This is a genomic window from uncultured Corynebacterium sp., assembly GCF_945649885.1.
Lineage (GTDB): Bacteria > Actinomycetota > Actinomycetes > Mycobacteriales > Mycobacteriaceae > Corynebacterium.
The window spans coordinates 1-26,589 of record NZ_CALZFS010000024.1; the positions used below are offsets into that span (position 1 = coordinate 1).

Genomic DNA, 26,589 nt, shown 5'->3' on the forward strand with positions numbered 1-26,589 from the left:
CAGGTCTCAAGCCTGAGGAACTGAGCACCCGAATGCTTGACACCACCGAAAGTAGGGTGGGAAGTCTGATTGGATTTGACGGCGTCATCGTTGGCGGAAGCCCGCTCAATGTCACCAATTTCGAATACAGCGAGTGGCAGCATCATGTTCACCGTGAGCTTGCCGCCCTTGTCCTGCAGCCACTGCCCACCATGTTCGTCTGCTACGGCAATACCTTCCTGGCGCACCTTGGTGGTGGCCAGGTGGGCCGCACCCATCCTGAGCAGTCCGGGCCGACCTCAGTGCACCTGACTGATGATGGCAGGCTTGATGTGCTCACCCACGACCTGCCAGACACCTTCACCTCATTCACCGGCCATACCGAGAATGTGATCACCGCTGCCAGCAGCCACCGCGTGCTAGCGACCGGCCCCACCTGTCCCGTACAGATGGTCCGAGCGAATAACTCCACCTGGGCGGTGCAGTTCCATGCCGACATGGATGCGCTGGCGATGAAGAGCCGCATGGATTTCTACGCCAACTATGGCTACTTCTCCCCTGAGGACTACGACGAGATCATCTCAGGGCTACCCAGTGTCGATGCGATCTACGCCAACCGCGTATTGCGCAACTTCGTGGAGGTCTGTGCTGGTATCCGCCCCGCCGACGGTAGTGAGTACCACCGTCCGGCGATTACGGAATAGTTTTAGATCTCAGAGATCTTATCGTCACCATCGACGAAGGGCAGGACGCGATTGTCAGGGAAGGACTCCCGGGCCGCGAACTCTGCGATGACCTCAGCCACGAGGTGACGTGAGGTGTTACGGTCCCAGGTGGCTGCCGGATCGTCCTCAATGACGGCAATACCGTTGACCTCATCCATGGTCAGCGCCGCTGGACGCAGGATGAGATAGTCCAGGTCAGTTGTTGCCAGGTGCTCATCTGCTGCCTTCTTTGAATCTGCGTAGGCATAGAAGGAGTCTGATGGGTCCACGTTGTGCTTGGTGGCACCGATGTAGCTGACCATGATGTAGCGGGGTGCTTTGTCTCCCAGGGAGACTGCGCCGTCGATGGATGCGATCGCTGCATCGCGGTCCACAGCATAGGTGACCTCAGGACCTGCCTTGCCACCATTTCCTGCAGACCAGATGACAGTATCAAATGGACTAAGAAGCTCAGCCCACTGCTCGACAGTCAGGGTTGTTACGTCCTGCAGGAGCGGGGTGGCACCGAGCCCCTCAATTTCAGGCTGGTGGTCAGGATTACGGAATAGAGAAGTGACGTTGAGTGCGGCGTCGACAAGCAGAGGGGTTGCGAGCAACCCGACCTTGCCGTGGCCACCGATGAGAAGAATGTTCTTGGAGTCTGTCATAAGACCCCACCCTAGCTACTTCCGGCCAAACGTCCAGTAAGCCGCCGGACCGATGCCATTGATGAAGCTGCCCAACACCCACAACCACTTCGGGCCACGGACCTTTTCAGCGGGGCGGCGTGACAGTGAGACCCACATGGCAGCCTTCGCTGTCAGCTCCGCAACAGTCACTCCCACCAGGGGAAATCTCAGTTCAGTGGGAAGATCAAACCAGTCTGCACGCAGGGACTGCACAGTTTGCTTCCACGACTTGGTATTTTTTCTCATGTTCTTAATTATAGGCCGATGCCTGCTCTGATGTTGTGATGTTGGATATTGATTCGCGGCAGGTCAGTTGCTTTTCATTCCCTGCAGATATCTGCGGGTGATGTAAAGCTGCACCAGCCTGGCGACGGGCTTTCCGATCCTCGCCCAGATCCAGGAGGGACGCGAAAAAGCCACGCATCGGCCTGTCACTGTCCCCTCTGAATCAATGCTGATAAAGAAGGCCTCTTCCCCACTTTCCACATGGCCCGGAAGAGTCCCGTACACCAGCAGTGCACTGTTCTCATCGACGGTCTTGTCCAAAATTAGGCAGGGCGACAATGTGGGGCCGAACCTCAACTCAAGTCGATTCTCCCCCGTCTCCCGAACCTTCACTCCTGCTGAGTGATGTGCCTGCCAAGTGAGCAGTCGCTCCACAGCCGCATCAAAGCACTTTCTTCCCTGTCCCAGAACCATGAACTCATCAGTGATCTGCCACTTATTCAAACCGAGTGATTGCCTCGACTCCCCCTTGAGCAAACGCACCGCATGGCCACGGAAGTGCTCCGGGTAGGTCAGATCTTCAAAAGCCACGGTTATTCTCCTGTGCTGAATGTGAGTAAGGATATCTTGCTGGCAATCCTCTTTCACCATAGGACGACACTGCGGTGAAAGAGCCTGTGCGCACGCGAAACGCCCCTCACACCATGACGGTGTGAGGGGCGTAGAAGCCAGTTTTTAGAAGAGCCTAGTTGGAGAACTTATCCTTAGCATCTTCAACTGCATCCTTAGCGCCAGCCTTGGTCTGATCAAACTTGCCCTCAGCCTCGAGCTTTTCGTTGTCGCTTGCCTTGCCGGCAGCTTCTTTAGCCTTGCCGGATACCTTTTCAGCAGCATTCTTCATCTTGTCGCCGAGTCCCATGATTTTGTTCCTCTCACTCGATTGAATTGCCGTACCAAGCCAGGGTAACTCTTCTTTCGAATCTGGTGGAGGGTGAAACAGGATCGTGACTCAGTTGTTATGGGTAGTTAATTGACAACCCTTCAACCAAAAAAACTACGAAACCAACAAGGTTGTGCACTGTATGCACTCTCTAGCCCGTCTCATGGCATATTTCTCACTACCGGTACCCGGGGGAGTCCATACAAAAAGACCACCCTGTAGAGGGCGGTCCGGCAGTAGGTGTCAGCGCGGGCGGGATTCGCAGCCCACACCGTCATCATCCCGGTCAAGGTGGTGACCATAGCCTGCGTCACTGCGCTTGATTGAACGTCCGATGGTGCTCCAAACCTCAGTACAGTTTCGGTAAGAACGTGCTGTCGAAGCTGGTACAGGAGCAGCCTTACGTGGGGCCGGTGGGTTTGGGCTGATTCCCGGCAGCGGGTTTGGGATCATTCGCTGCTGGACCGCCCAGTTGATACCACCTGCGATGAGTCCGCCCACCGCCATAATGACAACTCGTCAGTTGCTATAGAAAGAAAACATGCCCAGGCCATTATGGCCTGGGGAAACAACCTAAAAAGTTATGCCAACTCCACGATTTCCATGTACTGCTCGTTCCAGAGGTCTTCGGTGCCGTCAGGTAGCACGATGACGCGGTCTGGTTCAAGTGCCTTGACAGCGCCCGGGTCGTGTGTGACCAGGACAACGGCACCGGTGTAGGTACGCAGTGCGTCCAGGACCTGCTCACGGGAGACGGGGTCAAGGTTGTTGGTCGGTTCGTCGAGAAGCAGCACGTTGGCACGGGAGGAGACCAGGGTGGCCAGTGCCAGACGGGTCTTCTCACCACCGGAGAGGGTGCCAGCAGGCTGTTCCAGCTGCTCGCCGGAGAACATGAAGGAACCCAGCAGGCTGCGCAGGCCCTGCTGATCTGCGTCAGCACAGGCTTCGATGGTGTTCTGCCATACAGATTTGTCTGGGTCGATGGTGTCGTGTTCCTGGGCGAAGTAGCCGATCTTGAGGCCATAGCCGGTGACGATGCCACCTTCGCCGTCGGTACGCTCCACTCCTGCGAGCAGTTTCAGCAGGGTGGTTTTACCGGCACCGTTGAAGCCGAGGACAACCACGCGGGAGCCCTTGTCAATGGCTAGGTCCACGCCGGCGAAGACTTCGAGGGAGCCGTACATCTTGGTCAGACCCTTGGCATTGAGCGGGGTCTTGCCACAGGGGGCAGGCTCCGGGAAGACGATGTTGGCGGCACGGTCAGAGGCACGGATGTCATCGAGGTTGTCGATCATCCTCTCTGCACGGGCGATCATCTGCTTAGCGGCAGCAGCCTTGGTTGCCTTGGCGCCCAGGCGTGCGGCTTGGTCCTTCAGGGCTCCGGCCTTCTTCTCAGCATTGGAACGTTCTCGGCGGCGACGTGCTTCATCGAGTGCACGGGCATCGACGTACTTGTCGAAGGCCATGTTGTACACATCGGCTTCGCTGCGCACAGCGTCCAGGTACCAGATCTTGTTACACACAGCCTGGAGCAGCTCCACATCGTGCGAGATCATGATGAGCCCACCCTCATGCTTGGAGAGGAACTCGCGCAACCAGGTGATGGAGTCAGCATCCAGGTGGTTGGTTGGCTCGTCGAGAAGCAGGGTGGTCTTGGACTTGCCGGAGCCGTTGGTGGCGGCGAACAGGATCTGTGCCAGCTCAACGCGGCGTCGCTGACCACCAGAGAGGGTCTTCAGCTGCTGGTCCAGGATGCGTGCCTCAAGGCCGAGGTTATCGCAGATCTGAGCTGCCTCAGCATCAGCTTCATAGCCGCCGAGTGCTTGGAACTGCTCCTCAAGCCTGGAGTACTTACCGATGGCGGTATCAAGCTTGCCTGGATCCGTTGCGGTCTCCATGATCTCCTGCTGGCGTTCCATGGAGGATCGCAGCTGGTCAAGACCACGGGCAGAGAGAACTCGGTCGCGGGCAGTCTGTTCGATGTTGCCTTCGCGGGAGTCCTGCGGGAGGTATCCGACTTCACCGGCCACCGTCACAGAACCACCGTACGGCTTGGTTTCGCCGGACAGGATTCTCATCGTGGTGGTTTTTCCTGCACCATTTCTGCCGACGAGACCGATGCGGTCGCCGGGCTGAACGCGGAGGAGCTGACCCGGTGCGTTAAGGAGGGTACGAGCGCCAACGCGCACTTCTAAATCATTGGTGACAATCACAACCGTTCAGTGTATCAAGGACACATGCTGGGGCACCAATGATGCTTTCTTCATCGCCTAGCTAGAGGCAGGATCTCAGCATCTATACCCTGTGTTTGATCTGCCCGGCGCGGATCAGTGCCACGACAAAGTTGATGATGCTGAGACTGAAGGTCGTACCGACCATGGCCATCATGACACCGATCCCCTCCTGGCTGGTCACTGGCATAGCAGCGCCGGCGGCGAACCATGTGGAAAACCCTGCAGCGGTGCCCAGGGCTGCTGCTATGGCACCGGGCATGAGGCGGCGGGAGCTTATCGACGCAAAAACTGCCGCTCCTACAACGCTTACTCCACATATGATTACCTGCCACACAGGGAAGTTGCCGGGCATTGGAAGCCCCGGCGCGACGAAGGTTCCGTCATTGCCGGATGCTGACCAGCTCAACCACAGTGCTCCGGAGAGAAAACCTAAGACCCCGCCAAGGAGTCCAGTTGCCCACAGGCCGAAGCGTCCTCCTGTTAACCACCCCACCCAGGGCCTGTCCCCGGCTGTTTTGGGAGGTGCAAAGGTGGAGAACTTAGGTTCTTTGCGTGTCGGCCACCAGATGAGTACCACCCCGATCAGGGTGGGAACCAGGACGAGGGGAATCAACATCGAGAAGAACGAGTCCCAAGGATATGGGTAAGTATACATATGATGAATTCTCACATGGTTATAAGGTTTATTTTCCTTAATCTCTGTATTCGGAGTTCCCTGTACCCGAATATCCCCCGGAAGCCTAGAAGAAATCGTCTCTGATTTGTGATGACTAGGCTCATGAACATGCCTTATATCGTCCCCACCTCCAGGGTCACTGCTGCGCTTGAACAGGTTCCCGCTGCCCCACCGAAGCCTGGAGATCATCAGGCAGGTTGGGTGATAGATGATCAACTGGTTGAGCGTTTAGAGAACTTCGGTCCGCTGCGCCAGGGTGTTCATGACATGGCTGCCGTGGCCATCGCTGATGTCGCGGAGGCGATGCTGGCAGGTCCCCTGTGTGCCGGTGGCAGGAAGCGTATTCTCCTGCTCGCCGGTCCCGGAGGTAATGGAGCTGATGGTCTACGAGTTGGGCGGGTACTGGCGATGCGTGGTCACAAGGTGGACATCATGGTGTTGCTCCCCGATCAGCGGGGCTACTCCCTGGATTATCCGGAGGGTCATGAGAATAAACCGCTCCTGGCTGAGTTGGTGGCTGTGGGTGGAAATATCATCACCGGCGCTCAGATCATCGAGGAGGCTATCGACCACTGGCACGGGTTGATCATCGAGGCGATGGTGGGCAGTGGTTTTGAGGGCGTACTCACTGATCTGATGGCCGCCTGGGCTGAGATTTCCACCGGAATCCCCTCATTGGCAGTGGATGTTCCCGCAGGGGTGGTGGCTGACACCGGTGAGCTGCCGCTACTGAATGGGGAATCTGTACGTCAGACGGCGTTCCCCGGTGGGTACCGCCATCCCCCGACAGTGACACTGGCGCTGGGAGCATTACGCGCTGTTCACGCTACGGACCACTGCGGTGCGGTACTTCTTGCCAGCTGTGGACTTGAGGTTGAACATGACTATCACTCTTCATTCAGCCGGCTCATCGCCCCCGATCTTGGGTTTATCATCCCAGCAACCACCAACACGATGCTTGAAGATGCAGGAAGGTCCCTGACTACGGACTTGAAATACGTGCACCCGCAATCAGTGGGTGTGGTGATTGGCGAACTGGACTGTGTCGGTTTCGGGGATCTGGCACTCCAGGGACTTCGTGGCATCGCCACCTGGCATCACCTCACATTGGTGGCTGAATCATCCAGCACAACCCACTTGGTCGCCCAGCATCCTGATGTCGAGATGCACACCGACATCAGCACAGCCATGTCCACACCACCAAACGCCTGGATTGTGGAGACACGGGATGTAGAAGTCCTCAGGGACGTGCTGAAACATGAGGAACAAGTTGTTCTCGGTCCACGCGCCGCAGATACTCTCAGGCAAGCTGACCTGCTGGGGTTGATCCAGGAACGCTCAGCTGACACCATCGTGTTCCCACACAAGCAGGCAGCAGATGAGTTCATGGATGCACTCGGTGCCTGGGCCACCGTGGTTCAGCTTGGCGACGGCATGATTCACATTTCTTATCCTGATGTCTTCAACCCCGGCAGTTGCAGCTATAGGCACTTTGATCCGGTGGTGCCGCTGGGGAAGGTACAGGGCATTGAGGCTGTCCTCGCTGGCCTGTGCGCGGTGAGTCATCCCTACATGGCACTCGCACTCAGCTGTCAACGGATGCGGAAACTTCAATCACATTGGCCTATCCGGGCTACCGACATCGCCCAGCAGCGTCCCTGATCATGTCCACCCCACTTCAGCAGATAAGCCAGTGTTTGTTTAGGGTGGGGGCATGAATGCGAAACAGCGCAGAATCCGCTACCGGACCACCATGAACACTGATCCGGGTGCAGATACCAGCAAGACCGCCGAGGGCCGGGACTATATGGTCTCCTACTTCCTCAATGAGTATCAGCGGGGAAGCATGGTCATGCGTTTCGCAGCACCACCCAGCGACACTGAACTCTATGCGGAACTACGCAAATATGGTCTTGAGCCTTCGATGTTGAAGGATGTCTCCGCCTCCCTTGTTGCTGATGTGAAGGATCAGGGTGCTCGTTATGCCCAGGCACAGCGGGCCACACAAGACGCACAGTTGCATACCGAGTCCCTGGTTCAACAACGCCCCTCTGCCCAGGTCGAAGATAAGCAGGCAGCTGCCAATGCCAGGCAACGGCAGTGGAATGAGGCTAGGGCAGCCAATAGGAATAACAGTCAGAAGAAGGGTGGTTGTTTCAAGTCCCTCGTGGTCATCGTGCTTGTTGGTTATGTTGTGTTGGCCACGATGGCGGACCGCTCCTTCAATGATGGTGGTTTTGCAGCGATCGTGGATGTTCCCTATGACGCAGGTTTTGGTGAAAAAGTCGAGTCATGTGTGGCTTCACTTGAGGAGCGTGCACAGGCTGATCGTGACTTATTCGGTGAGGATGCAGGTCTACTGGAGGATCGTATCTCCACCTTCTTCCCGCATCCAGCCAATGCTGCTTTTCTCACCGGCTGTGTGCTGAACTAGCCTCAGAATCATGAAGCAGTCCCCTATTCTCGCGGTACTCGGTCTTGGTCCCTCCGGTGCAGTGGCAGCACACCGTGCGGCACAACGTGGCCTGGATGTCGTCGGCATTGATCCCCGGGGGGTTAATGCTCCTTCCACGGTCGGATTGTGGGCCTCACAGTTACCCGAATGGTTCCCAGAGGAGGCAGTGGCCTCACGGTTTCAGCCTGCCGTAATCATCCAAGCAAGTACCCGGATCCTTGCTTCGGAGTATGTGGTGCTGGCCCCAGGGTGGGAACAGACACTTGATGGTTTTGAGGTGGTGCGGGAGAAAGCCTGGCCTGCGGTGTCCGTGAGGTACTCCGGGCCTGCTGGCGACACCCGGTCACGCCTTCAGAGGTTGAGGAGCTTGTTCCGTCCGAACCCCGATGAGCAGGTGTCGGTGATGATGGATGAATCTGACAGCCCAGGCCAGCTCAGTCACCTGCTTGTCTCTGTCCCCCAGTCCACCATGACAGCCCGTCAACTGGCCTATGGCGTCGTTGTTCCTGAAAGCTCAATTCCGGAGGGTCAACGCCAGGGTGTGCTCATGGACTTCTCACAGCTACCCGGTTATGACGACAGCACCCCGGTGACCTTCAGTTACCGCATTCCACTAGGTGATGGCACCTGGCTGATCGAGGAAACCATCCTGGCCAGTACTGGCATCCCGGAGGCACTCATTGCCCATCTGGAGGAGAAGAACTCAGCCCGCCTGGACCACCTGCGCATCAACACAGACGACATCCTGCGATCAGAGGTGGTGGACTTCCCGCTGGGCCCGCACCGTCTCCCCGATGACCGCCCTCGTACACGGCTTGGCCTGGCGCTGTCCATGATCCCTTTCATCCAGGGGTCCTGGCTTGACCTGAGATTCCTGGCTGGCCCCTGGGGTGGCTCGGGAATGGCCGGTGAGGCCCATATCGGTGGCGCTGCCGGCTGGATCCACCCGGCCACCGGTTACAGCGTGGGCACGGTGTTGGCGCATACCGACGCCATGTTGGACCGTGTTCTGGCGGGGAAAACACCCACTCCGAAGAGCTGGTGGCTCAACCAGCACTTAAGGACCCTTGGCCTCAACATTCTTCTGCGCTTCTCCCCTGCTCAGTACCGGGAATTCTTCACCACCATCCTGAACCTGCCGGAAAAAAATCTCCTTGATTATCTGATCTGCACCAATCCCCGGATCACCGCAAAAGTGATGGTGAAGATCATCCTGAGACAGTTCCGTAGCCACCCCTCCACTGCTTTTACAGTATTCCAGCACCTTCCCGCCGCACTCATCAAGAAGCCCTGAAATGAAGAAAACCGCTGTTCCACGCGGGGAACAGCGGTTTTCTCATGGGATACCCCAAAGAGGGAGAATCCTAGACTGCGAAGCCAAGGGCCTGCAGCTGGGCGCGTCCTTCTTCGGTGATCATGTGTGGACCCCATGGTGGCATCCAGACCCAGTTCAGGGACATCTTCTCAACCACACCGCTGCCGACGACAGCCTGGCGTGCCTGGTCCTCGATGACATCAGTCAGCGGGCAGGCTGGTGAGGTCAGGGTCATGTCAATGTGAGCCTCGTTGCCGTTGATGATGTACACATCGTAGACAAGGCCGAGGTCGACCACATTGATGCCCAGTTCAGGGTCAATGACGTCGTGCATGTACTCCTCGACGTCACTGGCCTTGGCCAGGTCTTCCTCGGACTGCTCAGGACGCTGAGCTTCCGGGGACTGGAAGGTGGCAGAGCTCTCCTGCTCTTCCGTGGTATCTACAGACTCAGTGGTCTGGTCAGTATTCTGCTCGGTCATTTTTCCTCCAATGCCTCAGCGGTAGCCGCTTGGAAAGCTTTCCAGCCAAGCAGCGCGCACTTGACGCGTGCCGGGTACTTGGCAACACCGGAAAAGGCAATGCCGTCTCCGATGATGTCCTCGTCGCCTTCTTCCTGGCCACGGGAAACGATCATTTTTTCAAACTCTTGGAGCTTGGTCATGGCTTCCTCGACTGAGCGGCCGAGGATCTCTTCTGCCATAACAGATGTGGACGCCTGGCTGATGGAGCACCCTTCCGCATGGTAGGACACATCCTCAACAGTTGTTCCGTCATCAGAAAGCTTCACACGCAGGGTCAACTCGTCACCGCATGATGGGTTGACGTGGTGCACCTCGGAATCGAATGGATCCCGAAGTCCCTTGTGCTGTGGATGCTTGTAATGATCCAGGATCACCTCCTGGTACATCTGCTCAAGTCTCATGATTCAACTCCAAAGAACTTCTTGGCCTTATCGATGGCTTCAACAAGGCGATCGATCTCCTCCACGGTGTTGTAGAGATAGAACGATGCTCGTGCCGTCGATTGTACGTTCATGCAACGGTGTACCGGCCACGCGCAGTGGTGACCGACACGGATGGACACGCCCTGATCATCCAGGACCTGACCCAGATCATGTGGGTGGACACCTTCAACGGTGAAGCTGATGGCGCTTCCCCGGTTCTCAGAGGTCTTCGGACCCACGATTGTCACACCGCTGATCTGCTGGAGTTTCTCCAGTGCATAGTCAGTGAGTACATGTTCGTGGGCTGCGATGGCCTCCATGCCGATCTCATCCAGGAGTTCAACTGCCGCACCGAGTCCGACGACCTGACTGGTCATCTGGGTGCCTGCTTCAAACTTCTGGGGAGCTGGCGCGAAGGTGGAACCTTCCATGGTGACGATCTCGATCATAGAGCCGCCGGTGATGAAGGGAGGGAGGGCGTCGAAAAGCTCTTTTTTCCCGTACACAACGCCAACGCCGCTTGGTCCCAGCATCTTGTGCCCGGAAAACGCCGCGAAGTCAACGTCGAGTGCGTGGAAATCCACCTTCATGTGTGGAACCGACTGGCAGGCATCGAGTACGACCAAAGCGCCGACGGCGCGCGCACGGCGCACCATCTCCTCCACATCCGCCACCGCACCGGTCACATTTGACTGGTGTGTGAAGGCAACAACCTTGACGGTCTCATCGAGATCGAGAGAATCGAGATCAATGCGACCATCCTGGTCAACCTTGTACCACTTCAGGGTGGCACCGGTCCGGCGGCAGAGTTCCTGCCACGGAACCAGGTTGGCGTGGTGCTCAAGCTCTGTAACCACAACGGTGTCACCGGCCTGGACTCGGTGAACGCCCGCGCGATCATCGCCCAAGGTGTAGGCGACCAGGTTGAGGGCTTCAGTGGCGTTCTTGGTGAACGCGATCTCTTCCTGGTCTGCGCCGACGAAGGCTGCGATCTTATCGCGTGCGCCTTCGTAGGCATCCGTTGCTTCCTCAGCGAGCTCGTAGGCACCACGGTGAACCGGGGCGTTGGTGTGCAGGACGAACTTCTCCTCCGCACGCCAGACCCGCTCGGGACGCTGTGAAGTTGCGCCTGAGTCCAGGTAGATCAGTGGCTGGCCATCCCTCACCGTGCGCGAGAGAATCGGGAATTCTTCCCGGATCCGCGCGACGTTGAGAGTTCCGTCTTCTTTGAGGAAATCGGACATGTTACTTGATGAACTGGTCGTAGCCGTCAGCCTCGAGCTTGTCAGCGAGCTCTGGGCCACCGGTGGTGACGATCTGACCGTTGGAGAACACGTGGATGAAGTCTGGCTCCACGTAGTTCAGGATGCGCTTGTAGTGGGTGATCATGAGGATACCGCCGTTGGTCTCCTCCTTGTAGGAGTTGATGCCCTCCGAAACGATGCGCAGTGCGTCAACGTCCAGGCCGGAGTCGGTCTCATCCATGATCGCGAACTTTGGCTTCAGCAGGTCGAGCTGCAGAACCTCGTGGCGCTTCTTCTCTCCACCGGAGAAGCCTTCGTTGACGGAGCGGTTGGAGAACTCCGGATCAATTGCGAGTGCTTCCTGAGCGGAGCGGACTTCCTTGACCCACTCGCGCAGTTTCGGTGCCTCGCCACGGATGGCGGTTGCTGCGGAACGCAGGAAGTTGGCAACGGAGACGCCTGGGACCTCGGTTGGGTACTGCATGGCCAGGAAGACGCCTGCGCGTGCGCGCTCGTCAACTTCCATCTCGAGGATGTTCTCGCCGTCGAGAAGCACCTCGCCCTGGGTGATCTCGTAGCGTGGGTGTCCACCGATGGTGTAGGCCAGGGTGGACTTGCCGGAGCCGTTAGGGCCCATGATGGCGTGGATCTCACCGGAGTTGATGGTGAGGTTGACGCCCTTCAGGATTTCCTTTGGCTCTTCGGATGCGTCGGAAGGCAGGACCTGTGCGTGCAGGTTGCGGATTTCAAGAGTGCTCATGTTTTAAGACAATCTTTCAGGTTAAGAACGGATCTGTACAAAAAGTGCTGGCTACAACAAGGGGCGCTGGGCGTACCGCAGTCACCCCTTGTATGAGTGCCTACATTCCGAGAATGGCGAGTTCTGAGGTAACTCGGTCTTCCAGTTCCTCACGGATGGAGTCAACTGGAACCTGGTTGATGACCTCATTGAAGAAGCCACGGACGATGAGGCGACGTGCCTCTTCAGCCGGGATGCCACGTGCCTGCAGGTAGAAGACCTGCTCGTCATCGAAACGACCAACAGTTGCTGCGTGGCCTGCACCGGCGATCTCACCGGTTTCGATCTCCAGGTTCGGGATGGCGTCGGCGCGTGCGCCTTCGGTCAGAACCAGGGAACGGTTGGCCTCGTAGGTGTCGGTGCCGTGTGCGTTGGCACGGATCAGGACATCTCCGACCCAGCAGGTGCGGGCCTCTGGCTTGTCGGAATCCTTGTCTGCCTGGAGTGCACCCTTGTACAGAACGTTGGAGCGGCAGTTTGGAACGGCGTGGTCGATCAGCAGACGCTGCTCGAAGTACTGTCCATCATCTGCGAAGTAGACGCCGAGCATCTCTGCATCTCCACCAGGTGCGGTGAAACGCACGCTTGGGACGATGCGGACAACCTCGCCGCCGAAGGTGGAGACAGTGTGGCGCAGGGTTGCGTCACGGCCGAGCTGTGCACGCTGATTGCTCAGGTGGACGGCGTCGTGGTTCCAGTGGGTATCGGTGATCACGGTCAGGCGAGCGTTGTCGCCGATGATGAACTCCACGTTATCTGCGTGGGTACCGGAGCCGACGTACTGCAGTGCCACGATGGCCTCTGCGCCGGACTCAACCTCAATGGAGATGGCACCGAATGAGGTGACATCGTCACCCTTGCCGGTCACGGTGATCATGACCGGGCTCGGATTCTGGGTGTTCTTGGCGAAGGTGAGGACGTCACCCTGCTCCATGGAGGTCCAAGCCTGTGCTGCTGCACGGTCCACTGGAGCTCCAGCGCGGCCGAGGCGCTCGTCGTCGCGGCCAACCACCTCATGGGTTGCACCCACAGCGTCAGCTGGGATTTCAACCTTGACATCCGGGGTGGTCGCAGTGGCGAATTCGCCATTGTGCAGTCCACGGATGCGGCGCAGGGAAATGAAGCGCCAGACTTCATCGCGTCCACGTGGGATCGGGAAATCCTCCACGTTGAAGGAGGAGAATACGTCACCCTTGGTGTTGTGCGGGGTGGCGGCGTTAACAGTTGCTACTTCAGTCATTGGGCTTAGCCCACCGATCCTTCCATCTGCAGTTCGATCAGGCGGTTGAGCTCAAGTGCGTACTCCATGGGGAGTTCCTTCGCAATTGGTTCAACGAAGCCGCGAACAATCATCGCCATTGATTCTTCTTCGGTGAGTCCACGGCTCATGAGGTAGAACAGCTGAGACTCAGAGACCTGGGACACGGTTGCCTCGTGTCCGAGGGACACGTGGTCGTTGCGGATGTCGTTGTACGGGTAGGTGTCAGAGCGGGAGATGTTGTCCACCAGCAGTGCGTCACACTCAACGTTGGAGGTTGAGTGGTGTGCGTTTGCGTTGATCTGAACCAGACCGCGGTAGGCTGCGCGTCCGCCACCACGTGCCACAGACTTGGACACGATGTTGGAGGAGGTGTACGGAGCCATGTGGGTCATCTTGGCGCCGGTGTCCTGGAACTGTCCCTCGCCGGCGAAGGCAACGGAGAGAACCTCGCCCTTGGCGTGTGGGCCGGTCATCCAGACAGCCGGGTACTTCATGGTGACCTTGGAGCCGATGTTGCCATCGACCCACTCCATGGTGCCACCCTCTTCAACCTTGGTGCGCTTGGTCACCAGGTTGTAGACGTTGTTGGACCAGTTCTGAATGGTGGTGTAGCGGCAGCGTCCACCCTTCTTCACGATGATCTCAACGACTGCGGAGTGCAGGGAGTCAGACTTGTAGATCGGGGCGGTACAGCCCTCGACGTAGTGAACGTAGGCATCCTCATCAACGATGATCAGGGTGCGCTCGAACTGACCCATGTTCTCGGTGTTGATGCGGAAGTAAGCCTGCAGCGGAATGTCCACGTGGACTCCCGGCGGGACGTAGATGAAGGATCCACCAGACCAGACTGCTGCGTTCAGTGCAGAGAACTTGTTGTCACCAGCTGGGATGACAGAACCGAAGTACTCCTTGAAGTACTCAGGGTGCTCCTTGAGTGCGGTATCGGTGTCCATGAAGATGACACCCTTTTCCTCCAGGTCCTCACGGATCTGGTGGTAGACAACCTCAGACTCGTACTGAGCGGCGACACCGGCAACGAGACGCTGCTTCTCGGCCTCTGGGATGCCCAGGCGGTCGTAGGTGTTTTTGATGTCCTCGGGCAGATCTTCCCAGGACTGTGCCTGACGCTCGGTGGAGCGGACGAAGTACTTGATCCGGTCGAAGTCGATGCCGGAGAGGTCAGCACCCCAGGTTGGCATTGGCTTCTTGTCGAAGATGGAGAGTGCCTTCAGACGCTGCTGGAGCATCCACTCGGACTCGTCCTTCTTTGCGGAGATATCGCGAACGACAGCCTCGCTGAGGCCACGCTTTGCAGACGCACCAGCGTCATCAGAGTCGTGCCAACCGTAGTTGTATGGACCGATTGAATCGATAATCTGGTCATCGGTCATGGGCTCAATTGCCCCTGGATTCGTAGTAGCCGAAGTCATGATCCGCTCCTTTCATCAGGAGTGTGTTTGATGGGTGTCAATGGAATATTTGTTGTGCAGATGCCGTGTCCGTCCGCGATGGTCGCGAGCGGCTGCGTATGCTGCCCCAGCAGTTCTGAGACTGCTGCATGCTCCGCCTCACATAGCTCCGGAAATTCCGTGGCCACGTTGGAGATGGGGCAATGGTGTTGGCAGATCTGCAGGCCGTTACCGACGGCGTCGACTGTAGCTGCATAACCATGTTTGCTGAAAGCATCAACCAGTGATTTGGCTGTGTCCCTGATTGACTGTTCGCTCACGTCCGCTGGAGTGACCTCCTGGACGATCGTGGCGATCCGCCTCCGTGCAAACTCCCGCACGGCCTCATCCCCGCCGAATTCACGGAGGATGGCTAACGCCGAGGCTGCGAGGGTGTCGTATTCGTGGCCGAAGATTGAACGTCCCTGCGGGGTGAGCCGGTACGACTTTGCCGGCCTGCCACGCGTTTTGGGCTCATATGGATTCTGTCGGGCCTTCGTGGCCTCGATCAGTCCGTCTTCTGCCAGATTGTCTAAGTGTCTGCGCACTCCTGCAGTTGAAAGCTGAAGTTGTTCCGCAATTTCGGAAGCAGTCACCGGGGCTTGTTCCAGAAGAATCAGCATGATGTTCCGGCGCGTATCCCCCTCGGCGACTGGCACCTCACGGTCTAAACGGTCGGTTTTTGCTTCTCCCACTGGTTCACCTCCACTTGTTGAAGTTTATGATTGCTCGCGGTTATTTCACTTACATCTTTAGACAACACAAGTGTTCCCTAATTCTATTCCCGTGTCCAATCCCACCCACGCTAACCAGCGGGAACTTCATCAATAGGGACAAGGTCAGTCAAGCCTAATTTCTTAAAGGGTGACCTTATTTGTGCAGCGCAACGCATACTGGACAATAAACGGCCTGACTTTTCCTCACTAAAGTCAAATAGTGAGATTTGTGCCACATTTATATGTTTGCGAATAAAACCCTGTGTTTCACCGGCGCCCGAATCGTTGGATCTCCTATCGCGGTGCGTAGACTACAACGCGTGACAGAGGGCCAGAAGCAACCAATTGACGCAGAATCCGGACAGGAACGAACCTGGCTGAATCGAGTTCCGCGGCCTTTCCGCTCTATTTTTGAAGAACTTCCCCGCATCGGCAGTGCCGGTTCACGTTCCGCCACCCTCCACATCGGCGAGGGCGACCCTGCAACAACGCAGCTTGTCGATGCCCCACCACCTAGCACCCCACCGCGCAGACCCACGGCGACTACGTTCAATGCGATTGAACAGCAGCGCTTCCTGCGCCTGCGCTATATCGGCACGGTTGGCTCCCTCCTGATTGCCTTCGGAGCACTCGGCGCTGGTGCACTCCCTGTGGTGAACAACCCCTATGTGGATTTCCCCGGTGGCAACTTCATGGGGCGTATGCTGCAAACTTCATCAATGGTTGTGCTTATCGGTGTGGGCCTGCTGGTTCTCGCCTGGGTACTGATGGCACCGTTTACCGGTGTGTCCATCACACGACGCGACAGCAACCCCGCCAGGGTCAGTCTTCCGATGCTGCGACGCACCTTCATCGCCTGGGTGGCACCCATCATGCTGACTGCCCCCCTGTTCACCCAGGACATCTACTCTTACCTGGCACAAGGGTCTTCCGTTGCCCACGGCATGGATCCCTATGCCGGTGGACCACTGGAACTTCTCGGGCCTGATAATCATCTGGCCAGATCTGTGCCCTTCATCTGGGCGCAGTCCCCCTCTCCCTATGGTCCGGTCTCACTGGGGATTGCCTCATTGATCAGTGTGATCACCAATGACAGCATTGTGGCCGGGGTTTTCGGCCACCGCATCGTATCCCTACTGGGTGTGCTTGCTGCCGGATGGGGCGTGACCATGCTGGCACACCGCTGCCGGGTGCCGGAGGCAGTGGCCATCTGGCTGGGTATCCTCAATCCCCTGCTCATCCTCCACCTCATCGGTGGAATCCATAATGAATCCATCCTGCTCGGCCTGATGCTGGTTGGTGTGGAGATCGGACTCCGAGGTGCGGACCGCGTCCGGACCGGCCTCTGGGGCCCTGCCACATTCCACCTGATGGCCAGTGGTGCACTGCTGTCCTGCGCCGGAATGGTGAAGGTTACTGGTTTCATCGCCTTGGGCTTCATCGGTATGGCTGTGGCCCGTGAATTCCATGCCCGTGGGCGTGGCCATGTGTTCTCGGTCGGTATCGCTGCCCTGATCCAGGTGGTCCTGCTGGTGGTCAGCGTGGCCCTGGCAACACTGATCACCGGCATCGGGTTGGGTTGGGTCACCGGCCAGGGTGGTGCGGCAAGTATCCGCAGCTGGATGTCCATCACCACTGACATCGGCGTCATCTCAGGGTTCATCGCGATGAACCTCGGCCTGGGTGATCACACCTCCGCGATCCTCAGCGTCACCCGCGCAGCAGGTATCCTCGTGGCCGGCGGATTCATGATCCGCATGCTCTTTGCCACCTACCGTGGCCGCATCCACCCCATCGGCGGACTGGGCGTTGCCACCTTCATCCTGGTCATCCTCTTCCCCGTGGTACATCCCTGGTACATGTTGTGGGCCATTGTCCCCCTCGCCCCCTGGGCCAACCGCCTGTTCTTCCAGATCGGTGTGGTGGCCTACTCCACCGCCTTCAGTTTCTTTGTGCTGCCGCGTGGACTGGCACTGCCCGCTGACACGATTTTCACCATCTACCTGGGATCACTGATCGGCTTCGTGGTCGTGGTCACCATCGGGTGGTGGGTGATGAGCCGACGTGATCGGTCTCCAACCTTTGGTTTAGACTGATCAATCGTGACATCCAAGTTTCCGGCTCACCGCGCCATGACTGCGGACGATACCCCTACCGACGCACCAACCCTCCCCGCCATCGTGGTGGACAAGGTGGTCAAGCGTTTCGGAAACAAGACCGCCGTCAATGAACTGTCGTTCAGTGTGGAACGCGGCATGGTACTGGCCCTGCTGGGTCCTAATGGTGCTGGCAAAACCACCACGATTGAGATGTGTGAGGGTTTTACCACCCCCACCTCCGGCGAGATCAGTGTGCTCGGCATCAATCCCACCACCCAGCCTGATCAGGTGCGTCGTCGCATCGGCATCATGTTGCAGGGTGGTGGATCCTATAGTGGTATCCGCGTGGGTGAGATGCTCCGACTGGCAGCGTCCTACAATGACAATCCCCATGACCCGGAATGGTTACTGGAGATTGTTGGGCTCAAAGACGCCCGGAGAACCACCTACCGCAGGCTCTCCGGTGGCCAGCAGCAGCGACTCTCCCTGGCGTTGGCATTGATCGGCCGTCCGGAGATCATCTTCCTAGATGAACCCACCGCCGGCATGGACGCCCAGTCCCGCAACATGGTGTGGGACCTGATCAACGATCTCCGCCGTGATGGCGTGACCGTTGTCCTCACCACCCACCTAATGGATGAGGCCGAGGCACTGGCCGACCACGTGATCATCATTGATCAGGGGCAGATCGTCGCCCAGGGCACCCCGGAACAGCTGACCAGCCAGGGCAAGGAATTAGGTGGCACCATCTCCCTGGAGACCACCGCTGCCCTGGATGTGGAAACACTGGTCGACAAGCTCAAGGCCCGTGGCCTGGAGCATGTGAAGGTGCGTGCGAGCCGTCCGCTCGCCTATACCTTGAAGGCTGACCCGACCCCTGCGCTGATTTCCCAGATCACCGCTGCGGTTGCTGAGCAAAATGTCCTGATCAGCAGACTCAGCACAGATCACCGATCCCTAGAGGATGTATTCCTCGACATCACCGGCAAAGAGCTGAGGAGTTAGGCCATGAGCAGCAACACCACCGGAGCAACCCGATTCACCCCTGGAACCTTCACCCCGGCGCCCAAGCGTGCCTCGGCAGTCCGCATGCTGGCGGCCCAGGGCAAGGTAGAGTCCTTCCTTTTCCTGCGCCATGGAGAGCAGCAGTTGCTCAATCTCTTCATCCCCCTGGTTGGCCTGATCGCATTGGCGCGTTTTGATCTGGTCCCGGGTGTCGGCGATAATCCACTGGCCATGACCTTCCCCTTCATCATGGCGGTGGCCTCCATGAGCTCCGGCTTCACAGGTCAAGCCATTTCCCTTGCCTTTGACCGTCGTTATGGGGCTTTGAAGCGCACCGGCGCCAGTGGCGTTCCTGCCTGGACGATTGTCTTCGGCAAGGTCATCGCAGTCCTTGCGGTGACCGTTGTACAGATCATCATCCTGGGCACCACCGCGTTGATTCTCGGCTGGACTGCCACGATCACCGGCACCCTGCTGGGTATTTTCACCCTGCTCATCGGTGTCGCTGCCTTCACTTCCCTAGGCCTGCTCATGGGTGGAACACTGTCCTCTGAGATGGTGCTGGCACTGGCCAACCTGGTCTGGGTCATCATGACCGGCATCGCCGGTTGGGCGGTCTTCTCCCCCGAGGTCAACGCCGATGGTGCTCTGTCCATCGTGCCATCTGTCGCACTCGCCCAAGGCATGGTCAATGCCTTTGCCGGCGAGATCCCCTGGATGCAGCTGGGCATCCTGAGCGTGTGGCTGCTGGTGGCCGGCTTTGCTGCCAACCGCTGGTTCAGCTTCACCGCCAAGTAAAACCACAGTTCATCCAACCCTCCTGATCTCTACTTGTCGGTTGAGATCCCCTGAAAGTTCCCTGCCCACAACGTGGTAAACGCCACTGTGTGCAGGGGACTTTTCAATTCTTGGGAATCAGAGCCAAGGGGCTATCATGACCTGTGTGTCTACTTCGATTGCCCCCTCAAATCAGCCCGTTGATGTGAAGCCCATTGCATCCTGGGCGCCAACGATCAAAGTGCAGCGTCTTCTTGCTCTTCTGCTGCTGATCTTCCAGGGAGGTATCACCGTCACGGGCTCCATCGTGCGTGTCACCGGTTCCGGCCTCGGCTGTGACACCTGGCCACTGTGCCACGAGGGTTCCCTGGTCCCTGTTGCCGGTGCTGCACCCTGGATCCACCAGGCGGTTGAGTTCGGTAACCGTCTGCTCACCTTCGTGCTGGCTGCTGCCGCACTGGCGGTCTTCCTCGCAGTTGTTGCTGCTAAGCGACGCAAGGAGATCAAGGTCCATGCCTTCATCCAGGGCATCGGCATCATCATCCAGGCAGTCATCGGTGGCATCTCCGTCCTGGTGGATCTGCACTGGTACGCCGTGGCCCTGCACTTCCTGCCCTCCATGCTGCTGGTCTGGCTGGCGGCACTGCTCTATACCCGCATCGGCGAGCCCGATGATGGTGAGAAGGTGCAGATTTTCCCCTCTTGGATCCGCAACATCGCCATGGTCGGCGCCGTTGCTCTGCTCGTTGTTCTGGCCACCGGCACTATGACCACCGGCGCTGGCCCACACTCCGGTGATGCCAACATCGGCATGGATGGACGTCTGGATGTCGATATTGACTGGATCGCCCACGTCCACGGTTACTCCATGTACGTCTACCTCTTCTTCACCATCATCGTTGTCGCCGGCGTCTACCGGGCGGGTGCCCCGAAGAGCGTCCAGCGCATCAGTATTCTCCTTATCCTCTTCATCCTGATCCAGGGCGGCATCGGCATCCTGCAGTACAACATGGGTGTGCCACGCTGGACCGTCCCGGCCCACATCGCCATATCCTCCGTTGTCGTGGCCTTCACCTCCCTGATGTGGGCCCAGGGCTGGGTTCGCGAGGGTGGCAAAGCCGTTACCACCGGCTCCCCTGATGGTGACCTCAAGCATGAGCTCATCGCTGAGGCAAAGACTGCACAGAAGTAAGAGTCTGTGCTTAGGGGCATACCGAATAAGGAGTAAGGAAACAGTGGGTACCGGAGGATGGAACCGGTGCCCACTGAGTCATTTCCCCACCCGGATCAGGCGGAATGGTTAATGTGGAAACCATGAAGGCAATCCAGATTTCCCGCACAGGTGGACCAGAGGTCCTCGAATACACTGACGTTGATGCCCCGGTCCCCACTGATGATCAGGTTCTGGTCAGCGTGGCCATGGTCGGCGTCAACTACATCGACACCTATTACCGCGACGGGACTTATCACACCCGCCTGCCCTTCATCCCCGGTAATGAGGGCACCGGTCGGGTGCTGCATGACCCCCTCGGGCAGATCGCCGCTGGTACCAAGGTGGCCTGGTATGGCGCCTCCGGTTCCTATGCACAACAGGTCTGTGTGCCCCGTGACCGACTCGTCGCCGTCCCAGAGGGTGTCGGTCCAGAGGTAGCTGCCTCCATGCTGCTGCAGGGCATGACAGCCCATTACCTCACCCATGGTGTCTTCCCCCTCAAAGCAGGGGATTCCTGCCTGATCACCGCCGGTGCCGGTGGTGTGGGTTTGTTGGCCACCCAGATGGCCGCGGCAGCCGGAGCACGGGTCTACAGTGTGGTCTCCACCGATGAGAAAGCAGAACTGGCACTGGATGCTGGCGCCACGGAAGTCTTCCGTTATTCCGAGAATCTGGCCGAACAGGTCCGCCGACATAATGGTGGCAATGGCGTGGACGTGGTTTATGACGGTGTGGGTAAAACCACCTTCAGTGAATCCCTCGAGGCAGTCCGCCCCCGCGGCACCGTCTGTCTCTTCGGTGCGGCCTCCGGCCCTGTAGAACCCTTCGATCCCCAACTGCTCAACACCCATGGCTCCATCTTCCTCACCCGCCCATCGCTGGGTGCCTGGATCTCCGAGGAAGGCGAGTTCGCCAAACGCGCCCAGGCTGTCACCCAGGCCATCGTGGACGGCACCCTGCGGCTGCGGGTGACCGGGACCTATGAGCTTGATGACGCCGCCAGCGCCCACCGTGATCTCCACAACCGCGTGACCACCGGATCCATCGTGCTGCGGGTACCACAGGACGAAGGGGGCAAATGATCTCCAGCAGGTATCCGCGCCTCCACAGCGCTGGGTACTTAATATTCCCCTTCATTGAGCTGGCTGGCATCATTATCGGATACCTGCTGGTGGTAACCGCGAATGATGAATTTTCCAACCAACACTTCATGGGGGTCATGCTCCTGATCGCAGGTGTTGTCTCCCTCCTGGTGAGCTGGCCGCTGCTCTTTGCCCGGATCACCACCTTCCGCTTTGATCTGGCCTATATCGCAGGTGGCCTCATCCTGTTCTCTTATACCTTCTTCGGCTCTGATGAGATGATGGTCTTGGGATTGGCCAGTGTCTTTCTCAGTCCCGGAATTGTGCTGGCGGGGCTGGCTGTCCTGATACGCCGCGGGCTTGCCTTATACCTGGAACATAAGCGCGTTAAAGCGCAGGGAGGAAACGCAAAAAGGAGGCTGTGAACACATTTTTATGGTGTGTTCACAGCCTCCTTTTTGAGGTTTCAAGACCTTAGAAGAAGGTGGTGGTCCAGCCGAGCATCTCACCGATGGTCTCAATACCGAGAACCGCATCCACCGACAGTGCCACGAACAGCACGGCCAGATAGTTGTTGGAGAGGATGAACAGCTTCAGAGGCTTGACCTCTGCACCGTTCTTGATTCCCAGGTGCAGCTTGATCGCCATGATCAGGAAGGCAAGTCCGGAGAGGACCGCCGCCGCCGCATAGATCCAGCCCGCTGCTGGTACCAGCAGGAAGGTCACCAGGACGGTAGCCACGGAGTACCAGACGATCTGACGGGTGACCTGGACCGGGGTGCGTACCACCGGAAGCATGGGAACACCGGCAGCCTTGTAGTCCTCGCGGTACTTCATGGCCAGAGCCCAGGTGTGTGGTGGGGTCCAGAAGAAGATGATGAGGAACAGGACAATTGCCTGCCACCACTGCTGAGGCATGCCCTCAGGGAACTGGTCCACGATCACAGCCCAACCAACAGCCACCGGCATACAGCCTGCTGCTCCACCCCACACGATGTTCATATGGGTGCGTCGCTTCAGCCACTTCGTGTACACGAAGATGTAGAAGGCGATCGTGATCATGACGAACACCGCTGCGGTCAGCGAATTACACAGCAGCCAAAGCCAGAGGAAACTGACAACTGTCAGAACCCAGGCAAAGATTGAGGCATCCCGATTGCTCACCGTGTGCTTGACCAGCGGGCGGGCACGTGTCCGTCCCATGCGCTGGTCAATATCCGAATCCGCCACCATGTTGAAGGTGTTGGCTGCAGCGGCACCCATCCAACCACCGACAACGGTGAGGAGGATGAGAAGGATATTGTTTTCCCCGCGCTCTGCCTGAAGCATGGCGGGGATGGTGGCAACAAGGAGGAGTTCGATGACCCTGGGCTTCGTAAGCGCAATATAGGCCTTGATCGTCTCCAAGGGTTTATTCCTCCACAACGTTGCTATTGAAAAATCATTCATGTACTTGTCTGCACGCGGAACCATCATGGATGATGATCGTTCATGTCAGCGCACGGCCCACTAGTCGGATGCATGTACTGAAAAGTTCCCGACGGGTATCAGTTTGCTTCACAAGCCTTGGGGGAATCAGATTTTCCCTGATTCCAGATCAGTGGGTTTTATCCCAGAGAGCGCGCACAGCACTAAACGCCTAACAATCGTCGAGCAATTTATAGGAGACCGACTACAACCAGACCTAGCCATGGTATCGTCCCTGACTCGGTTTTGAGTAATCGTTTGGTGTGGGTCACCTTAATGACAGACCAGCAGTACCCGATAAAGATTAAGACAGACTGATTTGCATCACACTGCAGGAATCGAACTGCCACCACCCCGGCGCGGATACAGCTTAGACCTTGCCCTGGCCCACCCGGCCAGGTCTGAGGCTGTGAACTATCGGAATGTCCCAGGCTTGCTGAAGTGTTCATTGCCTGTCCGGAATCCGGTACGGGAACGTCTCTCGATTAACCATCCATGCTTTTGCACCTCTAAGGATTCGACAAAAGGCCAGGACAATGCAAGAATATTCTCATTTGATCACACTTTTAAGTCGTTTGAGGCACACCTAGTTATAAAATGGGAACAACATCACTATGGTTAGAGGTGTTGAACGTTCACAGTTCGGGGTCGCACTCCCCCAGCCTTTTGGTTGGTCCTGTGCGTTGCCGTGGTGTGGGCAACTTAACGGAAGATATAAGAACGGGCTCTGATCTCAGGGCCCACTTGCACGAAATTCCAACTTCGTCCCGGTTTGAAACCAGGAAGGATTGACCATCTTGACGCTGTCACCTGAACTTCAGGCGCTCACCAAACGCAATTATCCATCCGATTGGTCCGATGTGGATACCAAGGCTGTGGACACCGTCCGCGTTCTTGCCGCAGACGCAGTCGAAAACTGTGGATCCGGACACCCGGGAACAGCAATGAGCCTGGCTCCGCTGGCCTACACCCTCTACCAGCGCGTCATGAACGTCGACCCGGCCGACACTAACTGGGCTGGACGCGACCGCTTCGTCCTCTCCTGTGGACACACCTCCCTCACCCAGTACATCCAGCTCTACCTTGCAGGCTTCGGCCTCGAGATGGATGATCTCAAGGCGCTGCGCACCTGGGATTCCCTGACCCCTGGTCACCCTGAGTACCGCCACACCAATGGTGTTGAGATCACCACCGGCCCACTGGGTCAGGGGTTGGCATCCGCTGTAGGCATGGCCATGGCTGCTCGGCGCGAACGTGGTCTCTTCGACCCGACCGCTGCTGAGGGCGAGTCCCCTTTCGATCACCACATCTACGTCATCGCCTCCGATGGTGATCTTCAGGAGGGTGTCACCTCCGAGGCCTCCTCACTGGCAGGTACCCAGCAGCTGGGCAACCTCATCGTGTTTTGGGATGACAACCGCATCTCCATTGAGGACGACACCGAGATCGCCTTCAACGAAGATGTTGTCGCCCGCTACAAGGCTTACGGCTGGCAGACCATCGAGATCGAGGGTGGCGAGGACGTCGCTGCCATCGAGGCTGCTGTGGAAGAGGCGAAGAAGGACACCACCCGCCCTACCTTCATCCGTCTGCGCACCATCATCGGCTACCCAGCACCGACCATGATGAACACCGGTGCTTCCCACGGTGCTGCCCTCGGTGCCGATGAGGTTGCAGCAACCAAGGAGGTGCTGGGCTTTGATCCAGAGAAGCACTTCCACATCGATGATGAGGTCATCGCTCACACCCGTGCCCTTTCTGAGCGCGTGGCAGAGCAGAAGGCCGCATGGCAGGCCAAGTACGACGAGTGGGCTGCGGCCAACCCTGAGGCCAAGGCACTCCATGAGCGTCTGATCACCCGTGCACTGCCTGAGGGCTTCGCCGACAACCTCCCAACCTGGGAGCCGGATGCCAAGGGTCTTGCCACCCGTAAGGCCTCTGAGGCCGTGCTGCAGGAACTGGGCAAGACCCTCCCTGAGCTCTGGGGCGGTTCCGCTGACCTGGCTGGTTCCAACAACACCGTGATCAAGGGGGAGCCTTCCTTCGGCCCTCAGTCCATCTCCACTGACACCTGGTCTGCTGAGCCTTATGGTCGCAATATGCACTTCGGTATCCGTGAGCACGCCATGGGTGCGATCATGAACGGTATCGCCTTGCACGGCGGCACCCGCCCCTACGGCGGCACCTTCCTGATCTTCTCCGATTACATGCGTCCGGCTGTTCGTCTGGCTGCCCTCCAGGGCACCGACGCCTACTATGTCTGGACCCATGACTCCATCGGCCTGGGCGAAGATGGCCCTACCCACCAGCCGGTGGAGACCCTCGCTGCCCTGCGTGCGATCCCGAACCTGTCCATCCTGCGTCCAGCCGACGCCAACGAGACCTCCGCTGCATGGCGTGCGTCCCTCGAGTACAAGGAGGGCCCGAAGGGTCTGGCGCTGACCCGTCAGAACGTTCCGGTTCTGGAAGGCACCAAGGAGAAGGCTCTCGACGGTGTCCGTCGTGGCGCCTACGTCCTGGTTGAGGCTTCCAAGGAAACCCCGGACGTCATCCTCATGGGCTCCGGCTCCGAGGTCCAGATCGCCGTGGAAGCAGCCAAGGCTCTCGAGAAGGAGGGTGTTGCAGCCCGCGTTGTCTCTGTACCTTGCATGGACTGGTTTGCTGAACAGGACGCAGAGTATATCGAGTCTGTCCTGCCATCTGCAGTGACCGCTCGCGTCTCCGTTGAAGCAGCCATCGCCATGCCGTGGTACCGCTGGCTCGGCACCAAGGGCAAGGCAGTTTCCATTGAGCACTTCGGTGCTTCTGCTGACTACCAGACCCTGTATGAGAAGTTCGGCATCACCACCGAGGCTGTTCTCGAGGCTGCGCGCGCGTCCATCATCGCATAGCACTTCGCCCGGAAACCGTACCTGTAGTGCGCATACAGCCCGGGGCTTGAATTCTCCGGAATTTCAAGCCCCGGGTTTGTTGTTGGCACAGGTATAAAGGAATACAAAACCTACGTCCCCTCGGGGATTGTGAAAAGAATGAGGTAATTTTCCACATGTCACACATTGATGACCTTTCTCAGCTCGGCACCTCCACCTGGCTGGATGATCTCTCCCGCGACCGCATCTCCTCCGGTAACCTCCAGCAGGTTATTGATGAGAAGTCCATCGTGGGTGTCACCACCAACCCAGCTATCTTCGCCGCAGCCATGAGCAAGGGCAACGCCTACGACGATCAGATCTCTCAGCTCAAGGCAGCTGGCGCTTCCGTCGACGAAGCCGTGTACGCCATGAGCATCGACGATGTCCGTGACGCCTGTGACCTG

26 protein-coding genes and 1 pseudogene are annotated in these 26,589 nt (G+C 58.1%); 12 read left to right on the forward strand and 15 right to left on the reverse strand.

Features of this window, described 5'->3' with window-relative positions; genetic code table 11:
* On the forward strand, nucleotides 1–683 hold a 683-nt coding region (locus Q0M74_RS04170; protein WP_293951796.1), incomplete at its 5' end, for a glutamine amidotransferase.
* A gap of 2 nt (nucleotides 684–685) precedes the next feature.
* Here Q0M74_RS04170 and Q0M74_RS04175 read toward each other — a convergent pair.
* From Q0M74_RS04175 to Q0M74_RS04205, 7 genes and pseudogenes are all read right to left on the reverse strand, one after another.
* On the reverse strand, nucleotides 686–1,351 hold the full coding sequence (locus Q0M74_RS04175; RefSeq protein ID WP_293951797.1) for an NAD(P)H-binding protein: 666 nt from the start codon (nucleotides 1,349–1,351) through the stop codon (nucleotides 686–688).
* Nucleotides 1,352–1,366: 15 nt separating this feature from the next.
* Nucleotides 1,367–1,618 carry a PLDc N-terminal domain-containing protein gene (locus Q0M74_RS04180; protein ID WP_293951798.1) on the reverse strand — a complete coding sequence of 84 codons (252 nt, stop codon included), beginning with the start codon at nucleotides 1,616–1,618 and terminating at the stop codon, nucleotides 1,367–1,369.
* A 63-nt stretch (nucleotides 1,619–1,681) separates the two neighbouring features.
* Nucleotides 1,682–2,188 (reverse strand): DUF1990 domain-containing protein, encoded by a 507-nt coding sequence (locus Q0M74_RS04185; protein ID WP_293951799.1) that lies wholly within the window; start codon nucleotides 2,186–2,188, stop codon nucleotides 1,682–1,684.
* Nucleotides 2,189–2,342: 154 nt separating this feature from the next.
* Entirely contained in the window at nucleotides 2,343–2,516 is a 174-nt protein-coding gene (locus tag Q0M74_RS04190; RefSeq protein WP_293951800.1) for a CsbD family protein, read from the reverse strand.
* A gap of 264 nt (nucleotides 2,517–2,780) precedes the next feature.
* Nucleotides 2,781–3,047 (reverse strand): annotated as a pseudogene (locus Q0M74_RS04195) (excalibur calcium-binding domain-containing protein); the annotation flags it as partial.
* A gap of 71 nt (nucleotides 3,048–3,118) precedes the next feature.
* Complete coding sequence (locus tag Q0M74_RS04200; RefSeq protein ID WP_293951801.1) at nucleotides 3,119–4,750, reverse strand: ABC-F family ATP-binding cassette domain-containing protein; 1,632 nt, start codon at nucleotides 4,748–4,750, stop codon at nucleotides 3,119–3,121.
* A gap of 82 nt (nucleotides 4,751–4,832) precedes the next feature.
* Nucleotides 4,833–5,387 carry a hypothetical protein gene (locus tag Q0M74_RS04205; RefSeq protein ID WP_293951802.1) on the reverse strand — a complete coding sequence of 185 codons (555 nt, stop codon included), beginning with the start codon at nucleotides 5,385–5,387 and terminating at the stop codon, nucleotides 4,833–4,835.
* Nucleotides 5,388–5,555: 168 nt separating this feature from the next.
* On the opposite strand from Q0M74_RS04205, the gene Q0M74_RS04210 reads away from it, so the two are divergent.
* The 3 genes from Q0M74_RS04210 to Q0M74_RS04220 are packed head-to-tail and all read left to right on the forward strand — an operon-like array spanning nucleotide 5,556 to nucleotide 9,196.
* Nucleotides 5,556–7,109 (forward strand): NAD(P)H-hydrate epimerase, encoded by a 1,554-nt coding sequence (locus Q0M74_RS04210; RefSeq protein ID WP_293951803.1) that lies wholly within the window; start codon nucleotides 5,556–5,558, stop codon nucleotides 7,107–7,109.
* A gap of 52 nt (nucleotides 7,110–7,161) precedes the next feature.
* A complete protein-coding gene (locus Q0M74_RS04215) occupies nucleotides 7,162–7,881 on the forward strand; it encodes a hypothetical protein (protein WP_293951804.1) in 720 nt (239 codons plus the stop codon).
* Nucleotides 7,882–7,891: 10 nt separating this feature from the next.
* Nucleotides 7,892–9,196 carry a lycopene cyclase family protein gene (locus Q0M74_RS04220; protein WP_293951805.1) on the forward strand — a complete coding sequence of 435 codons (1,305 nt, stop codon included), beginning with the start codon at nucleotides 7,892–7,894 and terminating at the stop codon, nucleotides 9,194–9,196.
* Between the two features lie 70 nt (nucleotides 9,197–9,266).
* On the opposite strand, the gene Q0M74_RS04225 is transcribed toward Q0M74_RS04220, so the two are convergent.
* From Q0M74_RS04225 to Q0M74_RS04255, 7 genes are all read right to left on the reverse strand, one after another.
* The gene (locus Q0M74_RS04225) at nucleotides 9,267–9,698 is read right to left on the reverse strand and encodes a metal-sulfur cluster assembly factor (protein ID WP_293951806.1); all 432 of its coding nucleotides are present in this window, start codon (nucleotides 9,696–9,698) and stop codon (nucleotides 9,267–9,269) included.
* Nucleotides 9,695–10,141, reverse strand: a complete 447-nt coding sequence (gene sufU, locus Q0M74_RS04230; protein WP_293951807.1) for a Fe-S cluster assembly sulfur transfer protein SufU — start codon at nucleotides 10,139–10,141, stop codon at nucleotides 9,695–9,697. Before sufU ends, Q0M74_RS04225 begins: the two co-directional genes overlap by 4 nt.
* Nucleotides 10,138–11,406, reverse strand: a complete 1,269-nt coding sequence (locus Q0M74_RS04235; protein ID WP_293951808.1) for a cysteine desulfurase — start codon at nucleotides 11,404–11,406, stop codon at nucleotides 10,138–10,140. The genes sufU and Q0M74_RS04235 overlap by 4 nt, the downstream gene beginning before the upstream one ends.
* 1 nt (nucleotide 11,407) lies before the next feature.
* Entirely contained in the window at nucleotides 11,408–12,166 is a 759-nt protein-coding gene (sufC, locus tag Q0M74_RS04240) for a Fe-S cluster assembly ATPase SufC (protein ID WP_293951809.1), read from the reverse strand.
* 100 nt (nucleotides 12,167–12,266) lie between these two features.
* Complete coding sequence (sufD, locus tag Q0M74_RS04245) at nucleotides 12,267–13,445, reverse strand: Fe-S cluster assembly protein SufD (protein ID WP_293951810.1); 1,179 nt, start codon at nucleotides 13,443–13,445, stop codon at nucleotides 12,267–12,269.
* A gap of 5 nt (nucleotides 13,446–13,450) precedes the next feature.
* The gene (gene sufB / locus Q0M74_RS04250) at nucleotides 13,451–14,896 is read right to left on the reverse strand and encodes a Fe-S cluster assembly protein SufB (protein WP_293951812.1); all 1,446 of its coding nucleotides are present in this window, start codon (nucleotides 14,894–14,896) and stop codon (nucleotides 13,451–13,453) included.
* On the reverse strand, nucleotides 14,893–15,609 hold the full coding sequence (locus Q0M74_RS04255; protein ID WP_293951814.1) for a metalloregulator ArsR/SmtB family transcription factor: 717 nt from the start codon (nucleotides 15,607–15,609) through the stop codon (nucleotides 14,893–14,895). The genes sufB and Q0M74_RS04255 overlap by 4 nt, the downstream gene beginning before the upstream one ends.
* 341 nt (nucleotides 15,610–15,950) lie before the next feature.
* Between Q0M74_RS04255 and mptB the strand changes: the two genes are divergently transcribed.
* The 6 genes from mptB (at nucleotide 15,951) to Q0M74_RS04285 (ending at nucleotide 22,231) form a co-directional block, all read left to right on the forward strand.
* Nucleotides 15,951–17,726 (forward strand): polyprenol phosphomannose-dependent alpha 1,6 mannosyltransferase MptB, encoded by a 1,776-nt coding sequence (gene mptB, locus Q0M74_RS04260; RefSeq protein WP_293951815.1) that lies wholly within the window; start codon nucleotides 15,951–15,953, stop codon nucleotides 17,724–17,726.
* A gap of 36 nt (nucleotides 17,727–17,762) precedes the next feature.
* Nucleotides 17,763–18,734 carry an ABC transporter ATP-binding protein gene (locus tag Q0M74_RS04265; protein WP_293951823.1) on the forward strand — a complete coding sequence of 324 codons (972 nt, stop codon included), beginning with the start codon at nucleotides 17,763–17,765 and terminating at the stop codon, nucleotides 18,732–18,734.
* 3 nt (nucleotides 18,735–18,737) lie between these two features.
* A complete protein-coding gene (locus Q0M74_RS04270; protein ID WP_293951816.1) occupies nucleotides 18,738–19,532 on the forward strand; it encodes an ABC transporter permease in 795 nt (264 codons plus the stop codon).
* Between the two features lie 145 nt (nucleotides 19,533–19,677).
* On the forward strand, nucleotides 19,678–20,703 hold the full coding sequence (locus tag Q0M74_RS04275) for a heme A synthase (protein WP_293951817.1): 1,026 nt from the start codon (nucleotides 19,678–19,680) through the stop codon (nucleotides 20,701–20,703).
* Between the two features lie 122 nt (nucleotides 20,704–20,825).
* Nucleotides 20,826–21,806 (forward strand): quinone oxidoreductase, encoded by a 981-nt coding sequence (locus Q0M74_RS04280; RefSeq protein ID WP_293951818.1) that lies wholly within the window; start codon nucleotides 20,826–20,828, stop codon nucleotides 21,804–21,806.
* Nucleotides 21,803–22,231: a hypothetical protein gene (locus Q0M74_RS04285; protein WP_293951819.1), complete on the forward strand. Its 429-nt coding sequence runs from the start codon at nucleotides 21,803–21,805 to the stop codon at nucleotides 22,229–22,231. The genes Q0M74_RS04280 and Q0M74_RS04285 overlap by 4 nt, the downstream gene beginning before the upstream one ends.
* A gap of 49 nt (nucleotides 22,232–22,280) precedes the next feature.
* On the opposite strand, the gene Q0M74_RS04290 is transcribed toward Q0M74_RS04285, so the two are convergent.
* On the reverse strand, nucleotides 22,281–23,255 hold the full coding sequence (locus Q0M74_RS04290; protein ID WP_293951824.1) for a heme o synthase: 975 nt from the start codon (nucleotides 23,253–23,255) through the stop codon (nucleotides 22,281–22,283).
* An 815-nt stretch (nucleotides 23,256–24,070) separates the two neighbouring features.
* Between Q0M74_RS04290 and tkt the strand changes: the two genes are divergently transcribed.
* Together tkt and Q0M74_RS04300 are read left to right on the forward strand one after the other, a co-directional pair.
* A complete protein-coding gene (tkt, locus tag Q0M74_RS04295; RefSeq protein WP_293951820.1) occupies nucleotides 24,071–26,164 on the forward strand; it encodes a transketolase in 2,094 nt (697 codons plus the stop codon).
* A 155-nt stretch (nucleotides 26,165–26,319) separates the two neighbouring features.
* The coding region (locus Q0M74_RS04300) for a transaldolase family protein (protein WP_293951822.1) at nucleotides 26,320–26,589 on the forward strand (270 nt) is incomplete at its 3' end.

Bases quoted from the DNA above. Each gene is read 5' to 3' on its own strand.
- Q0M74_RS04175 (WP_293951797.1), bottom strand. From the start codon at position 1,351: ATGACAGACTCCAAGAACATTCTTCTCATCGGTGGCCACGGCAAGGTC.
- Q0M74_RS04180 (WP_293951798.1), bottom strand. From the start codon at position 1,618: ATGAGAAAAAATACCAAGTCGTGGAAGCAAACTGTGCAGTCCCTGCGT.
- Q0M74_RS04190 (WP_293951800.1), bottom strand. From the start codon at position 2,516: ATGGGACTCGGCGACAAGATGAAGAATGCTGCTGAAAAGGTATCCGGC.
- Q0M74_RS04205 (WP_293951802.1), bottom strand. From the start codon at position 5,387: ATGTTGATTCCCCTCGTCCTGGTTCCCACCCTGATCGGGGTGGTACTC.
- Q0M74_RS04210 (WP_293951803.1), top strand. From the start codon at position 5,556: ATGCCTTATATCGTCCCCACCTCCAGGGTCACTGCTGCGCTTGAACAG.
- Q0M74_RS04215 (WP_293951804.1), top strand. From the start codon at position 7,162: ATGAATGCGAAACAGCGCAGAATCCGCTACCGGACCACCATGAACACT.
- Q0M74_RS04220 (WP_293951805.1), top strand. From the start codon at position 7,892: ATGAAGCAGTCCCCTATTCTCGCGGTACTCGGTCTTGGTCCCTCCGGT.
- Q0M74_RS04225 (WP_293951806.1), bottom strand. From the start codon at position 9,698: ATGACCGAGCAGAATACTGACCAGACCACTGAGTCTGTAGATACCACG.
- sufU (WP_293951807.1), bottom strand. From the start codon at position 10,141: ATGAGACTTGAGCAGATGTACCAGGAGGTGATCCTGGATCATTACAAG.
- Q0M74_RS04235 (WP_293951808.1), bottom strand. From the start codon at position 11,406: ATGTCCGATTTCCTCAAAGAAGACGGAACTCTCAACGTCGCGCGGATC.
- sufC (WP_293951809.1), bottom strand. From the start codon at position 12,166: ATGAGCACTCTTGAAATCCGCAACCTGCACGCACAGGTCCTGCCTTCC.
- sufD (WP_293951810.1), bottom strand. From the start codon at position 13,445: ATGACTGAAGTAGCAACTGTTAACGCCGCCACCCCGCACAACACCAAG.
- sufB (WP_293951812.1), bottom strand. From the start codon at position 14,896: ATGACTTCGGCTACTACGAATCCAGGGGCAATTGAGCCCATGACCGAT.
- Q0M74_RS04265 (WP_293951823.1), top strand. From the start codon at position 17,763: ATGACTGCGGACGATACCCCTACCGACGCACCAACCCTCCCCGCCATC.
- Q0M74_RS04270 (WP_293951816.1), top strand. From the start codon at position 18,738: ATGAGCAGCAACACCACCGGAGCAACCCGATTCACCCCTGGAACCTTC.
- Q0M74_RS04280 (WP_293951818.1), top strand. From the start codon at position 20,826: ATGAAGGCAATCCAGATTTCCCGCACAGGTGGACCAGAGGTCCTCGAA.
- Q0M74_RS04285 (WP_293951819.1), top strand. From the start codon at position 21,803: ATGATCTCCAGCAGGTATCCGCGCCTCCACAGCGCTGGGTACTTAATA.
- Q0M74_RS04290 (WP_293951824.1), bottom strand. From the start codon at position 23,255: ATGAATGATTTTTCAATAGCAACGTTGTGGAGGAATAAACCCTTGGAG.